This window comes from Aminivibrio pyruvatiphilus, assembly GCF_004366815.1.
GTDB lineage: Bacteria > Synergistota > Synergistia > Synergistales > Aminobacteriaceae > Aminivibrio > Aminivibrio pyruvatiphilus.
On sequence record NZ_SORI01000004.1, the window covers coordinates 193,670 to 206,909 of the forward strand.

Below are 13,240 nucleotides of genomic sequence, written 5' to 3' on the forward strand. Positions count from 1 at the left end.
GCGCTGCGTCCGTTGGTTTTCCGGTCACACCGCCGCTGCTTCAGGTATATCGGGCATGACACACCGCACGAGGGCACCATTTCCGGGAACGGATTCCACTTCAAGCCTTCCTCCGACGAGCATCATGCGCTCAAGCATGTTGGCGAGCCCTCTGTGTCCTTCCACCCGAAGCGTTTCATAATTCATGTCGGGCTCAAATCCTTTCCCGTTGTCATGAAACTCGAAGACAACGGCCTCCCCCTTCCGGAATACCTCAGCCCGCATTTCCGTCGCCTGCCCATGCCGGACAGCATTGGAAACCCCTTCCTGAAATATCCTGAACAGGGAGAGCAGCCGTTCTCTTCCCAGTTCCACCGAATCATCCACATCCATGGAGATAAAAATATTGTAATGCCGGGCCAGGCGGTTGGCCAGTTCCGTCATCGCCTGCTCAAGGCCGAGGTCGATCCATGGGGGGGAAAGTTCATCGCACATTTCCCTCAGTTCCCTGACAACGACCTGGGCAGTCTCTTCGGCAATGGCAAGGTGGCGGTGCATTCCTTCGCCGTTCCCCGCCATTCGGGACAGGCGGATCTGCTGGATCATGGCGGTGATGTTCTGGATGGGGCCGTCATGAAGCTCTCTGGCTATGCGGGATTTTTCCCCCTCCTGGACCCGCACGATGTCATTCACGTACCTGTTCCTCAGGAGGGTTCGTTCCACGGCGGTCCTTGCAAGTCTGTAAAGGACGGTTCTCAGACTTCCGATTTCGCTGACCGCCACAGGGTCGGGAAGAGCGGGCAGATCTTTGCCCCACCGGAGGGTTTCGATCTCCTCCACGAGGTCCCTGAGAGGAACGATGAGCCATTTCCATAGGGCCCACAGGGCAAGAAGAATGCCGACCGCCATGAGAAGGATCAGGATGGGCCAGAGGCGCCCTACCCGCACCAGGGGTCCGAGGAGCTGATCCCAAGCCACTGCGGCGATGACGTACCGGTCTCCGCCGCTTACGGGGTTCACCGCGATGGTATAAAGATTGCCCTCCCTGTCTTTTATCTCCACTGCACGGCCGATCGGAATGTTCGGCCGCCAGATGGCTGCAAGATTGTCTGCTCCCGGAGAGGAGAAAAGGATTCTTCCGTCAGCTGCGACCACTGCAACCCATCCTGGAAGGGACGGCCCCCAGGTGAAGACCCTGAACCTCCGTATTTCTATAGACGTGAGCTCACTCCCCCATTTCCTGGTCTCTATTCCGGCGAGCCTTGAGGCCACGTTTTCCGCCATGTCCTGTACATAGGAGCGGGCCACCGACTCCATGGCCCATTCGTGCTGCATCAGGCCGAAACCTGAGACCAGGAGCACCGCAAGAGCAGGCAGAAGGATAGCGAAGGTTATGATCAGGAGGAGGTGACGCCTCATTCAAGCAATTCCTCGAGGGTTACGACGCCGTACTTCAGCGCCAGGAGAAGGGCTTCAGTCTTGTTTTTCGCCCCCAGTTTGTCGTAGATGGAGGCAAGGTGGGTTTGTACGGTCCGCTCGCTGATAAACAGCCGGGCAGCGACCTCCTTGCTCGACAGCCCCTTCGAGGCGAGTATGAGGACTTCTCTTTCCCTGGCCGAAAGGGCTTCTGGGGCGAACTCTCTTTCACCGACAGCGGAGGCCACTTCCGAGTCAAGGTAGAAGCCTCCCTTGGCAACGGTGGAAATGGCCCTGGAAATTTCTTCGGGCGTGGCGGTCTTGAGAATGAATCCCCGTGCTCCGGCCCTGAGCGATGCCAGAACATACTGCTGGGCGTCGTAGGAAGTGAGCATGACCACAGAAACCGGAAGGGACGACTCTTTCACCTTCCTGGCCACGGCGACACCGTCTTCACCGGGCATGCGGATATCAAGAAGGGCCACGTCAGGCCGAAGCTCGTCGATCAGTCTCCATGCCTCGTGCCCGTCTTCCGCCTCTCCGACCAGTTCGACTGAACTCTCCTGGGCCAGGTAGGCGGAAATCCCCGCCCTCGTCAAAGGGTGGTCATCGGCAAGTACAACACGTATGGGCATCGTTTTCATCTCCTTCCATGCTTTTTCGTCCCCCTGGAGAAATAGCTGAAATCCGGTGTGTGATCATACCAGCCCCGGAGGGGCATCCGCATCGGCAAAGCCGCCTACCGCCAAGCCGGTGGAACGGCGTGAAACCAGTTTCTAGGCCTCGCTGCCGAGGCCGATTTCCGCCTCAACCTCCCTGAGGGCCAGGATGACCCACTCGATGACGGTATCCAGGGGCATGGGTATCATTTCCGCTCCCTTGACGATGAGGTCCCGGTCCACACCCCTGGCAAAGGCCTTGTCCTTCCATTTTTTCTTCACCGATTTGACTTCGAGGTCCATGACCGATCTGCTGGGCCGGACCAGGGCCGCGGTGATGACAAGTCCCGTCAGCTCGTCCACTGTGAAGAGCACTTTTTCCATGTCGCTTTCCGGCCTGACGTCGGAGCAGATGCTCCACCCGTGAGCGAGGACGGCCCTGGAGATCTCCTCCGGGTAACCTGCATCGGCAAGCCACCCGGCCCCTTCATGGGTATGCTTCTCCGGGTTCTCCTGGGTGATTTCCCAGTCAATATCGTGAAGCAGCCCTGCAAGTTTCCATTGTGCAACATCGCCTCCCATCCTGGAGGCAAAAAAACCCATGGTGGCTTCTACTGCGAGGGCATGCTTGATATGGCTGTCTTCCTTGTTGTATTTCCTCAGAAGTTCAAGAGCCTGGTTTCGTGAAATGTCCATCGTGTTTCCTCCTCGGAGTTTATTGTAACGCCGGTTGAAACAGCCCCTCGAGCAGGGGGGAAACCATGGAAAAAACGTTTTCCGGCAGTCTGTCCACCGTGACTGCCGCATCCGCTCTCATGGTCCTGGCCAGTTCGTCAGGGTAGGGGTGAACGTACACCACCCTCCGGATTCCGGCGTTGAGTATCGCTTTCGTGCAAAAGGAACAGGGTTCATGGGTGCAGTATATGGCCGCGCCAGCAGTGCTCGTTCCCACGGAGGCGGCCTGGGCGATGGCGTTCATTTCGGCATGGGATCCCCGGCAGATTTCGTGCCGTTCCCCCGACGGTATTCCGAGTATCGTCCGGAGACAGCCGACTTCGCCGCAGTGGGGCAACCCCTTGGGGGCACCGTTGTATCCCGTGCTGATAATATGGTTGTCCCTCACGATCACGGCACCCACGCGCCTCCGCAGGCACGTGCTTCTCGAGGCCGCCACCCCGGCTATCATCATGAAGTAAAGATCCCATTCCGGCCGCTGAATAGTCATGTCTCATCCTCCGTTTTTCCATCGATTCCGATTATAGCACCCGGAAAAGCTCTTTCTCTCCAACTCTCCCGGGCATGTGGAGATTCTCACCGCTATAATGGTATGATACTGAAGCTTATTCCATTACCCGGACGTATATTCCCGGGCAAAAAGGAGCCCCTATGCTTTTTTTCCGTGACGCTGACCGAAAAGTCCTCTCCTGGTGCTCCTACGACGTGGGCAACTCAGCCTTCGCAACCACCATTATGGCTGCAGTCTACCCGGTATATTTCAAGGAGGTGGCCGCCTTCGGGCTGGCCACGAACATTTCAACCGCCTACTGGGCATATGCTTCGGCCGTTTCCCTCTTTCTGAGCGCCTTTTTCGCCCCTATCCTCGGAGCGGCGGCCGACGTAAAGGGGTCGAAAAAGAGAATGCTCTTCCTCTTCACCCTGCTCGGCGTTCTCTCATCGGGATGCATGGCCTTCATCGGACCCGGAGACTGGAAGCTGGCCCTTTTTCTCATGATGGGCGGGACCATCGGTTTTTCAGCCTCCATGATATTCTATGATGCCCTTCTTCCTTCCCTCGTTCCAGCACACAGGATAGACACCGTTTCTTCCCAGGGGTACGCCCTCGGCTATCTCGGAGGCGGTATTCTCCTCGCGGCAAACCTTCTCTTTATCCGGTTTCTTCCGGGAACCGCAGGGGCACGGCTTTCCTTTCTCTCCGTCGCCCTGTGGTGGGCACTTTTTTCCGTCCCGGTCTTTCTTTTCGTGGACGAACCGCCTCCTTCTCCGGAAGGAAAGCATCTTTCGGGGGCGGCCCTTTTCCTGAAGGGACTGGAAAGACTGAGGACGACTTTCAGGGAAATCAGGAACTACAGGAACCTTTTTGTTTTCCTCCTGGCATTCTGGCTTTACAACGACGGCATAGGGACCATCATCCGAATGGCTGCAATCTACGGAGCCACCCTGGGTATTCCCATGTCCCACCTGGTGGGCGCGCTTCTGGTCACCCAGTTCGTGGGTATTCCCTTCTCCCTCGCCTTCGGCGTTCTGGCCTCGAAAATCGGCAGTAAAAGATCGATCCTCGCCGGGCTTTGCTTTTACCTCTGCATTACCTTCGCAGGCATTTTCGTCCGGGAAATATGGCATTTCTGGGCCCTTGCCATTGCGGTGGGAATGGTTCAGGGCGGCACCCAGGCAATCAGCCGGAGCTTTTTCGCTTCAATGATACCTCCGGGAAGAACAGCCGAGTTTTTTGGTTTCTACGACATTTCGAGCAAATTTTCCGGCATATTCGGACCGGCAGTATTTGGTTTCATCACCCAGGTAACGGGCTCCAGCAGACTGGCCATCGCCGTTCTTTCCTACACTTTTATTCTCGGCATCGTCATCCTCAGGAAAGTGAGGGGCTGATATCCTTGGCATTCCTCCGCAGCCTGGCGCTGCTTCTTCTTTATGCGGTTCTGATTTTTGCCGGTCCGCCCCGGCTCGAAGGAGCGACAGTGCTCGCCTCCGGAAGCAGCCTTGTCAGGACCGTGGCCATAACCTTTGACGACGGCCCCCACGATAAGCTCACACCGCCGCTGCTGGACATGCTCGATACCCTCGGCGTGAAAGCAAGCTTTTTTCTTGTGGGCTCCATGGCGGAAAAAAATCCCCGGCTCGTTCGGGAAATCCGCTCAAGGGGACATACCGTGGCAAATCATTCCCATACCCACAGGAGCTGCCTTTCGCTTTCGACAGAAGAGCTCGAGGAGGAACTCCGGAAATGTTCGGCCGTTCTCGAAGGCATCACTTCAGTTCCGGTACGGTTTTTTCGTCCTCCGGGAGGAAAATATGACAGGAAGACGGTGGAAAGGGTCAGGAAGAACGGCATGAAACTGGTACTCTGGGACATTAACAGCCGCGACTACACCGGAGTCTCTCCTTCATTCATAACAAACAGGACGGTCCGGAGGGCGGTACCGGGGTCCATCCTGCTCTTTCACTCGGGAGTAAAGGCGACCATCGATGCTTTGCCCGAAATAATCGGCCGTCTCAGGAAGAATGGATTTGAATTCGTGACGCTGGACGAAATGTTTTCCGCCTACATGGCAAATGCACCATTTCTCCTGACTGCAGAGGAAAGCACGTTCATTATCATGTGAGGGAGATGATTTCGTGGCTGAGTTTCTGGTTATTTCAACGGGAGGCACAATCGCATCGCGACCGGGAACGCACGGGCTGACGCCATCTCTTCCGGGAGAGGAGCTTCTCTCGGGCGTCAGGGGCCTGGAGCTTTTCGGCCGCGTCACGGTTCTGGATTTACTCTCCAAGGACAGTTCAAACATGTCGCCGGAGGACTGGAAGATGATGGCGGCCTGTCTCAGGGCCGAGGAAAGAGAATATGACGGATTTCTCATTCTTCACGGCACGGACACCATGGCCTATTCCGCTTCGGCCCTCTCCTTCTTTCTGCCCGGCTTTTCAAAACCGGTCGTCATAACGGGATCCATGCTCCCCATGGGTGATCCTGATTCCGACGCTGAAAGCAATATCCTTGAGGGTTTCACCTTTCTCCGTGCCCTGGCGGAACAGGGGAGAAAAGGCATTTCCATTGCTTTCCACGGCCACCTCATCCACGGCCCCCGGTCGCAGAAGATCCTGAGCCATGACTCAACCGCTTTTTCAAGCATAAATTATCATGAATTGGGCTGCATTCTGTCGGGAAAGGCGATTCTGGGGAAAGAACCCTTCCTCGCGGAAACCTACCCCGTGGACGTTTCATCTCTCTCCGTGGAAAACTCCATTTTCCTCGTCACCCTGTTTCCCGGTTTCAGGGCGAGGTACCTGGAGCACCTGACGGACGCCGAACCGCGGGCCATCGTCCTGGAAGCCCTGGGTCTGGGAGGTGTCCCCTACCTGGGTGAAAATCTCCTCCCGCCCATTGCCAGGTGCAGGGAGAAAAACATTCCAGTGATCATTACAACCCAGTGTGTCTACGGAGGTGTGGACCTGAGCGTCTACGAGGTGGGAAGAAAAACACTGGAACTGGGCGCAATCTCGGGGAAAGACATGACCCGGGAGGCAATCATAGCGAAACTCATGATTACCCTCCCCGCGGCAGGGCCTGACCAGTTGGAAGCCCTCCTTCACGAAAACTTCTGCGACGAGATTACCCCCGGAGAAGCCCCGGCTCAGGGGTAGATCTTCCTGAAGAGAAGGGATGCCGTATCCCGGTCCAGTTCAAGGAGTTTTTCGTATTGGGCCAGGGCCGAGGTGCGGTCTCCCAGCTCGATGAAACAGAGTCCGAGGTCGTACAGTATGGCCACTGAATCACTCCTGAAAACAAGCCCCTGCCTGAGAACCTCCACGGCCTCCTCGAAACGGCCGGAAATTCTGTATGCCCTTCCCAGGGCACCGTATCCTTCCGCAGTTTTTGGAGCCTCCCGGATAGCCGCCATGGCAGAAGCGAAGGACTCATCCCACCGCTCGAGCCGGGCAAGACTTTCGCTGTTACCTGCGAGCGCTTCAAGTGACCGGGGTTCGACGGCAAGATACATTTCGTACAGCCTGACCGCTTGCCCGTGGTCTCCCATCACACGGGAGGCATGGGCAAGCTCAAGGACTGCGGGAGGAAATCCGGGCATCAGGACCAGGGCCTGCCGCGCCGCGGAGAAAGCTTTGCCCGGCTCCCTGTTGAGGTTGTAAGCCTTGGCGAGTTCGGCCTGGGCAACGGCATCCTCAGGAGCTTCCGATGCCTTCAGCAGGGCTTCCCTGAGCCCTCCCGAGGCAGCCCTGCCGCCGAACAATCCGGAGGCCAACAGGAAAAAAAGAAAACACCACGCCGCTGCATCCCGCTTTCTCACTCTCCCCTTCGTTCCTTTTCCCTCCACAGTTCATCACCTTCCAGGCACGTATTGACGAACGCTTTCGCGTCCATCTCCCTGCGAATCCCGAACCGGGTGAGCACAAAATCATACTTCACCGGGTCCTCCGGAAGAAACAGTCTGAAAAGGCCTGTCACCTCAAGGGCCGTTTTCAGGTCGGGACTTTTCCGTTTCGTCAGTCCGAGGCACGAGCACATCCTGAACATGTGAACATCCATGGGGAAAACCAGGTTCTCCGGCCCGAGAATCTTCCAGCCCCCGGGATCGACTCCGTCTGACCGGACCATCCACTTGAGGAACAGGAACAGCCTTTTGCATGCGCTCCCGTCATCGGGCGAAGGGAGAAGGAAACTCTTCCCGAGACCGCCCGCCCCCCGGATTCCCCCGGAGAACAGGGCGGCAGCTCCAAGAAAATCCCCGCTCCGGCGGAGGCAGTCTTCAAAGTAAGTTTCGAGACGGCCGAACTCCCTGAGTACCTCCCCGATTCCCGCAAGAAACGAGGCCATTTCATCTCCGGATGTGAACCTGTGACGGAACCCTCCGAGGAGGCGGGAAAGCTCACCGGCTGATGTTTCCATAAGGAATGACCTGGGAGAAGCCCCCATGACCGAGAGCAGCCTGTCTGCGTTCCTGAGGATCTGGCCGACTCTTCCGTAGGCAATGGACGATACGGCAAGGGCCACAACTTCCCGTTCCTCGACCGTGTCAAACAGGTAGAGCTTTTCCAGAGGGTCCGGGGAAATGAACTCCCGGCGGTTCAGCCTGCTGTATGCGTCCTCGAAGCGGGGGAGAAAACCGGCAAGGTTCTGCGCTTCTTCGGACAGAATATCGTTGTTCGGCGGTCTCACCTTCCTTCAACTCCCGGAAAAAGAAGACGTTACTTCACCTGGTTAAAGACTGCGGAGGGAGCGTTCGCCGGTGATTTTCCCTTTTTCACCCTGTGATAGTTGGCATAGGTGAGAGGCGTTCCTTCCTTCAGCAGCTGGGCCTTCTCCACCCGGCCGACGATCAGCTTGTGGGTGAAGACATCCTGCACTGAAAGCACACTGAGTTCAATGCCTGCGAGGGTGTATTCCGTCACGAGGGGAAGGCCGCTCTCCCCGATTTCATAGGTGCATTCGCCGAACTTGTCGAACTCACGGCCACAGCGGAATCCGAACAGCCCAATGAATTTGAGCGGCACGGCATCTTCGAGGACGGAAATGGAAAACCTGCCGCTTTTTTCCACGAGCTCCGTGGTGTAATTGTCCCTGTGCAGGCACGCGGCCATACAAATGGGGTCAGCGGTCAGCTGCATGAGGGCGTTGATGATCTGGCCGTTCTTTTTTTCTTCATAGCTTGTGCTGAGGATGTACACTCCGTAATTCAAAGTAAACAGGGCTCTCGGGTCAATCTGAGCGTCCATGGTTGTCCTCCCTTGAATAAAAAATGAGCAGGAACACGAGGCTCCTGCTCAATGATACACCAGACCCGCATTGTGAGGATAGTCCGGAGAGCGACTAGTCCGCTTCTCTTCCCCCAAGCTCCTTGTCAAGCATGTACATGCCGTGCCTGCCTTCTCCTATCATCTCCAGCTTTTTCACGATCTCGTCGGCATGAGCCTCTTCCTCGACCTGTTCGCTGACGAACCACTGGAGAAAGACCTGGCTTGCATAGTCCTTTTCGGCCACAGCAAGATCCATGAGGTCGTTGATCCGCCTGGTGACATACCGCTCATGCTCATAGGCTCCCTTGAAGACTTCAAGAGCGGAAGCCCATTCCTCCTGGGGACATTCTATGGCCTTATATTTAACCCGTCCGCCCCGCTCGACGATATAGGAGGAGAATTTCATTGCATGTTCCACTTCTTCCTCTGCCTGGACTTTCATCCAGTGGGCCATGCCGTTCAGGTCCACCGAGTTCAGATATGCAGACATGGAGAGATAAATATAGGCAGAATACAGTTCAGCGTTGATCTGGTCGTTGAATGCGTCTTCAATCTTTTTACTGATCATTTTTAGAGATCCACCTTCCATAACCCGTGAATATTGCAGTACTCCCTGCTCTTCTTGGGAGCAAAGGCGCCGAAGACAGCTTCGGCAGGCTCACCCGGATTCAGGAATTTCCTGCAGATCCTGTCTCCGTCCATGATCTCGATGAACTCGATGTAATGTTCGTTCGTCATGGGGTGAGGAACGCTGCCCACCTTGACCTTGTTGCCTTCAACAACCGGAACATGCTTCTCGGTGGCCGAATCGGCGGTTTTTTCCTCGAGGAGCTTCATTGGCTGCCCGCAGCACACAAGGTCTCCCCCTCCTACGTGAAGGAGTTCAACAACATTGCCGCACAGGTCGCATTTAAAAACATCCAGCTTCTTCATCCCGTACTTTCCTCCTTTTGGCATGAAATGACGTTGTTATTTGTAAACGGATTCATTATAGCATTTATTTGTTCTTTTCCCAGAGAGGTCGTCAGGATATTCCCTTCAGCGCGGCAGACTGCCTTCATTCAATAGATCAGCTCGCCGATACATATATCGGATATCGTGCCAAGTTCTTTGTGGAGGCTGAACCCATGAAACCGACCCTAAAAATGAGCGCTGTTGCCCTTGTATTGTTCCTGTGTTTTTTGTTTTCGGCAGATGCTTACGCATCGGCGAGAAAAACAGTGCTTCTCCTGCCGGCGCTGAATTTCACGGATTTTGAAATTTGGGAAAGCAAATTTTACCCGGTCAATGTCCTTGAACAGAAAATGACTGAACACCTCGCTTCCCTGCTTCGAAGGGACCCTTTCACCGATGTCCGGATTCTCGACGAAACGGGAGCAGAACGATGGTTCGCCGGTGACCGCCGCCCCGGAGATGTTGCCGTCCAGATGGAGCTTTTTTCAGTTCTTGCCAAAGAGCGGGAGGTGCTCGGATCCTTCGAGAAAGCGGACGTTTCTCTCCGGGTCAGAGTGTATGACGGGGGAAGCGGGCAAATACAGGATTCCAGGATTGCTTCCGGAAAGGACCAGAGGTACACCTTCAATCCCGGAGACGACAGGCTGTATTTTCTAAACGCCCGGGAATACCCCGTTCTGGAAATACTCCAGACCAACCTCTTCAACCGGATACACAAGGACGGGCTCGACCTTCTCAGGCTGACCCCTCCCGACAAGGGCCAGAAAATGAGCAGGCCGACATGGAAACAGTTTTCTTCTACGTCACACTGGCAGGCCTTCAAAAACGCAATCGCCGATGCAGCGGGAGGAATATCCGGGATCAGCGACGAACAATTCTCCCTCATTGGCCGGATCATCGCACCCACTGCTGAATCGACTCCCCGGAGAAGAGAGTACATCATCACCCTCGGCCGAAAAAACTCACTGGCGGTGGGAGACATCCTCCAGGTGGTCCGGGGCGATACCTACGTTACCGTTGACCCGGAAAATCCTGTGGTCGTCGTTCCCAGGGTAGTGGGAAACGTGAAAGTCACGAAGCTGATGGATTCCGAATCGGTAGTGGTACTGATCAACGAAAAATCCAAAGATCCCGTACAGCTCAACGACCTGGTGCGAGCTTCGAGTTTCGGGACGAAAAAGGCGGCGCCTCTGAAATGAAGAAAACTGTTTGTATCGTCACGTGGCTCCTTCTTTTCTTTCTGGCGTTTCCCCTGTTTTCCGAAAACCTGCCGGCATGGGGAAACGGAGTGATTGTCACCGAGCCCGAAGGATCTGCTCCGAAACCCAAGCCTAAACCGGCAAAAAAATCACCGCCCCCCAAAATCACCGCTCCCGCACCGAAAAAGGACGTGCAGAAAGAACCTGAACCGCTCCTGAGGGTGAATCTTTCCCTCCAGCAGGGGCTTATTCTTCTTGAACAGCGCTATTTCACCAGGGCAACCCCCCTTCTTGAGCGGGCAGTTCTCGAAGAACCCGCCAATCCCCGGGCATGGCATGCTCTCGGAAGGGCATACCATGAGAGAGGATTGTTTTCCAGAGCACAGGAAGCGTACAAAAAGGCCCTTGCAGCGGAACCGGGATATCCTCCCCTGTCCAGGATTTTCGCCTATCCTTCGGGGGACGGACGAAAACCTCTCTGGGATCCCAAAAGACCGGCGAGGATTGAAGCCCTGCCGGCAGCGTCAGGGGGATTTGCAATCCTGCAGCCGGAAGAAGCCCCGTCACCGCAGCCCGAAGCTCCGATATACACTCCGCCTCTTCCTCATGAGACAGCGCAAAAAGAAATTCAGGCGCCTCTCACACCGGAAGCCTCTCCTGTTCCAAGGCAGGTTCCCTCCGGAAGAGGTAACGGCAAATTACGTCCCTTTGTCCCTGTCCGCATAGTTATAGCCCCCCGGACCGAAGAAAAGCCCGGCCAGGCGCAGGCAGAGGGCACGCCCCCGGCTCTCCCGGGACAGGATGTTCAGACCCCCGTGTACATTCCTCCCTCTCCCCCGGAAGGAAATCCGGACTGATATTCTTTCGCCTCGGGCTTTTCGCTTATATAATGTGAGGGTGAGAAGGGTGTCTCTTCCATTCACCGGGAAAACGTGCGGCACTCTTTGAAAGGAGGACTACCGGTCATGAAACGACTTCCGTTTTTTCTTCTCGTCTTGTTGTTTGCTTCTCTGCCGGCAGTGCCCGGCGAAGCTTCTTCCGTCTATGTCGTGGAGCCTGTTCTCGTTAACCAGCCGGTCTATGCCGGGATGAATTTTTACGTATACCGGCCGTACAATCTTCCGGAAGGTTGGTTTGTGACCTTTGACGGCTATCCGGTTGTGCGGACCTCATCCGGAGCCTGGGTCTACGGTGCAGCGAGCGGCAGCGGACTTGTACCGACAGCCTTTGTCGTCGGCTCCGTGAATCCGGCGTCTCTCAGCCTCGTTCAATACCCGGTTCCCGCTGCGGTGACATCGGTGAACCACGTACAGGTTCTTCCCCTTGCCGGTGTCTCCCATCCGACGATTCAGCCGCCTGTGCAGCCTTCCCTTCCTTCATCCTCCGGTATGCTGCTGCCGACCTATATACCCTCCTGGGCCACGAATCCTTCCTTTAACGCTATCGGTTCATGGAACCGCCTTGTCGACAGGATGGGGATTCTGGACAACCCGAGAGTTCCCATCGCATGGAAAGGAGACCGACCGAAGGCCATCTACGCCTGGACAGGCAGAAGCTGGTATCAGATGACATCCTCATCCATCGATATTCCTGAAAGGCCTTCCGAGATGCTGAAGGACCACCTGTACTCGCTCACAAGAATGGTCCACGGAAACAATATGCGCTGGAGCGACAGCGATACACCTCTCCTCGCCCACCAGGCCGCTGTGTGGGGATATCTCTGGATGGGCAGGCTCTCTCCTCTGGCAGATAATTAGAGTACGCGGAAAGGAGGCATTCTCATGAAAACCGGCAATGCCTTTTTACAGCCCCTTGTATCAATCCTGTCGGCGACAGCCTGTATATTTTTCTTTTTTTCTCTTACCGCCCATGCCGCTCCTCTTCAGCCTTTCACTTCGCCTGCGCTGATTTCCAAACCCGATTACCCGGACAGATTCACCGCTCCTTTTGCAGAACCTGCCGATCCTGCTCTGAAAACGCCCTTCCTTCTTTCCCGGGACGGATACATTTATTCCGTCGATACCCGGGGAGTGAGAATATACACTGTCCCGCTCTCCTACGGCCTTCCTGCTTTACCGGTCATGGTTCCCTATTTTCATGTCCCCGTGATTCCGGTATTACCGCAGCCGCTCATGTAGAGGGGGCCAGTTCCTTGGGAGCAGGCTTCCCGTCCCCTCCGGGGATGCTCCCTCCGCTGCGCTCTGGATGCTGCGCGACCGCGAGCGTATTTGTGTGTCATCCCGAACGGCCGAAGGACGGAGGGATCTCGGGGTTGGGTCTCTCCAGAATCAAACCCGAGATCCTTCGGCCATGATACCGGCCTCAGGATGACAAACAAGGGCAGATCCCTCGGTCCCCTCCGGGGATGCTCCCTCCGCTGCGCTCTGGATGCTGCGCGAGCGCGATCGCTCCGCTCGGGATGACAGACAAAAGAGCACGAAAAAAGCGGAGAATCTCCGGCCGTGGCCGGAAACTCTCCGCTTCGCAATGCTCTGTTTCAACTGTAATCCAATAAAAAAAGGACTT

15 protein-coding genes are annotated in these 13,240 nt (G+C 55.9%); 6 read left to right on the plus strand and 9 right to left on the minus strand.

Annotated features, from left to right (window positions below):
- Positions 1–24 precede the first annotated feature (24 nt).
- The 4 genes from C8D99_RS05015 to C8D99_RS05030 all read right to left on the minus strand — a co-directional run bounded on the left by C8D99_RS05015 (position 25) and on the right by C8D99_RS05030 (position 3,279).
- A complete protein-coding gene (locus C8D99_RS05015) occupies positions 25–1,398 on the minus strand; it encodes a sensor histidine kinase (protein WP_133957022.1) in 1,374 nt (457 codons plus the stop codon).
- Entirely contained in the window at positions 1,395–2,030 is a 636-nt protein-coding gene (locus C8D99_RS05020) for a response regulator transcription factor (RefSeq protein ID WP_133957023.1), read from the minus strand. The genes C8D99_RS05015 and C8D99_RS05020 overlap by 4 nt, the downstream gene beginning before the upstream one ends.
- A 141-nt stretch (positions 2,031–2,171) precedes the next feature.
- Positions 2,172–2,750 (minus strand): HDIG domain-containing metalloprotein, encoded by a 579-nt coding sequence (locus C8D99_RS05025; RefSeq protein WP_133957024.1) that lies wholly within the window; start codon positions 2,748–2,750, stop codon positions 2,172–2,174.
- A 19-nt stretch (positions 2,751–2,769) separates the two neighbouring features.
- Complete coding sequence (locus C8D99_RS05030) at positions 2,770–3,279, minus strand: deoxycytidylate deaminase (protein ID WP_133957025.1); 510 nt, start codon at positions 3,277–3,279, stop codon at positions 2,770–2,772.
- Between the two features lie 161 nt (positions 3,280–3,440).
- Between C8D99_RS05030 and C8D99_RS05035 the strand changes: the two genes are divergently transcribed.
- The 3 genes from C8D99_RS05035 to C8D99_RS05045 are packed head-to-tail and all read left to right on the plus strand — an operon-like array spanning position 3,441 to position 6,452.
- Positions 3,441–4,679, plus strand: a complete 1,239-nt coding sequence (locus tag C8D99_RS05035) for an MFS transporter (protein WP_133957026.1) — start codon at positions 3,441–3,443, stop codon at positions 4,677–4,679.
- Between the two features lie 5 nt (positions 4,680–4,684).
- Entirely contained in the window at positions 4,685–5,413 is a 729-nt protein-coding gene (locus C8D99_RS05040) for a polysaccharide deacetylase family protein (RefSeq protein WP_166670009.1), read from the plus strand.
- A gap of 13 nt (positions 5,414–5,426) precedes the next feature.
- Positions 5,427–6,452: an asparaginase gene (locus C8D99_RS05045; RefSeq protein WP_166670010.1), complete on the plus strand. Its 1,026-nt coding sequence runs from the start codon at positions 5,427–5,429 to the stop codon at positions 6,450–6,452.
- On the opposite strand, the gene C8D99_RS05050 is transcribed toward C8D99_RS05045, so the two are convergent.
- From C8D99_RS05050 to C8D99_RS05070, 5 genes are all read right to left on the minus strand, one after another.
- Positions 6,443–7,114, minus strand: coding sequence for a tetratricopeptide repeat protein (locus C8D99_RS05050; RefSeq protein WP_133957029.1), 672 nt, complete (start codon positions 7,112–7,114; stop codon positions 6,443–6,445). The two genes, C8D99_RS05045 and C8D99_RS05050, sit on opposite strands and share 10 nt — an antisense overlap.
- Positions 7,111–7,983 carry a TIGR02757 family protein gene (locus tag C8D99_RS05055; RefSeq protein ID WP_133957030.1) on the minus strand — a complete coding sequence of 291 codons (873 nt, stop codon included), beginning with the start codon at positions 7,981–7,983 and terminating at the stop codon, positions 7,111–7,113. The genes C8D99_RS05050 and C8D99_RS05055 overlap by 4 nt, the downstream gene beginning before the upstream one ends.
- 29 nt (positions 7,984–8,012) lie before the next feature.
- Positions 8,013–8,540: a flavin reductase family protein gene (locus C8D99_RS05060; protein WP_133957031.1), complete on the minus strand. Its 528-nt coding sequence runs from the start codon at positions 8,538–8,540 to the stop codon at positions 8,013–8,015.
- Between the two features lie 94 nt (positions 8,541–8,634).
- Positions 8,635–9,129, minus strand: coding sequence for a ferritin (locus C8D99_RS05065; RefSeq protein WP_133957032.1), 495 nt, complete (start codon positions 9,127–9,129; stop codon positions 8,635–8,637).
- Positions 9,130–9,131: 2 nt separating this feature from the next.
- Complete coding sequence (locus tag C8D99_RS05070; protein ID WP_133957033.1) at positions 9,132–9,494, minus strand: desulfoferrodoxin; 363 nt, start codon at positions 9,492–9,494, stop codon at positions 9,132–9,134.
- A gap of 371 nt (positions 9,495–9,865) precedes the next feature.
- Between C8D99_RS05070 and C8D99_RS05075 the strand changes: the two genes are divergently transcribed.
- The 3 genes from C8D99_RS05075 to C8D99_RS05085 all read left to right on the plus strand — a co-directional run bounded on the left by C8D99_RS05075 (position 9,866) and on the right by C8D99_RS05085 (position 12,471).
- Positions 9,866–10,714: a FlgT C-terminal domain-containing protein gene (locus C8D99_RS05075; RefSeq protein ID WP_208321087.1), complete on the plus strand. Its 849-nt coding sequence runs from the start codon at positions 9,866–9,868 to the stop codon at positions 10,712–10,714.
- Positions 10,711–11,571 carry a tetratricopeptide repeat protein gene (locus tag C8D99_RS05080; protein ID WP_133957035.1) on the plus strand — a complete coding sequence of 287 codons (861 nt, stop codon included), beginning with the start codon at positions 10,711–10,713 and terminating at the stop codon, positions 11,569–11,571. The genes C8D99_RS05075 and C8D99_RS05080 overlap by 4 nt, the downstream gene beginning before the upstream one ends.
- Positions 11,572–11,679: 108 nt before the next feature.
- The gene (locus C8D99_RS05085; RefSeq protein WP_133957036.1) at positions 11,680–12,471 is read left to right on the plus strand and encodes a hypothetical protein; all 792 of its coding nucleotides are present in this window, start codon (positions 11,680–11,682) and stop codon (positions 12,469–12,471) included.
- The last annotated feature ends 769 nt before the right edge of the window (positions 12,472–13,240 follow it).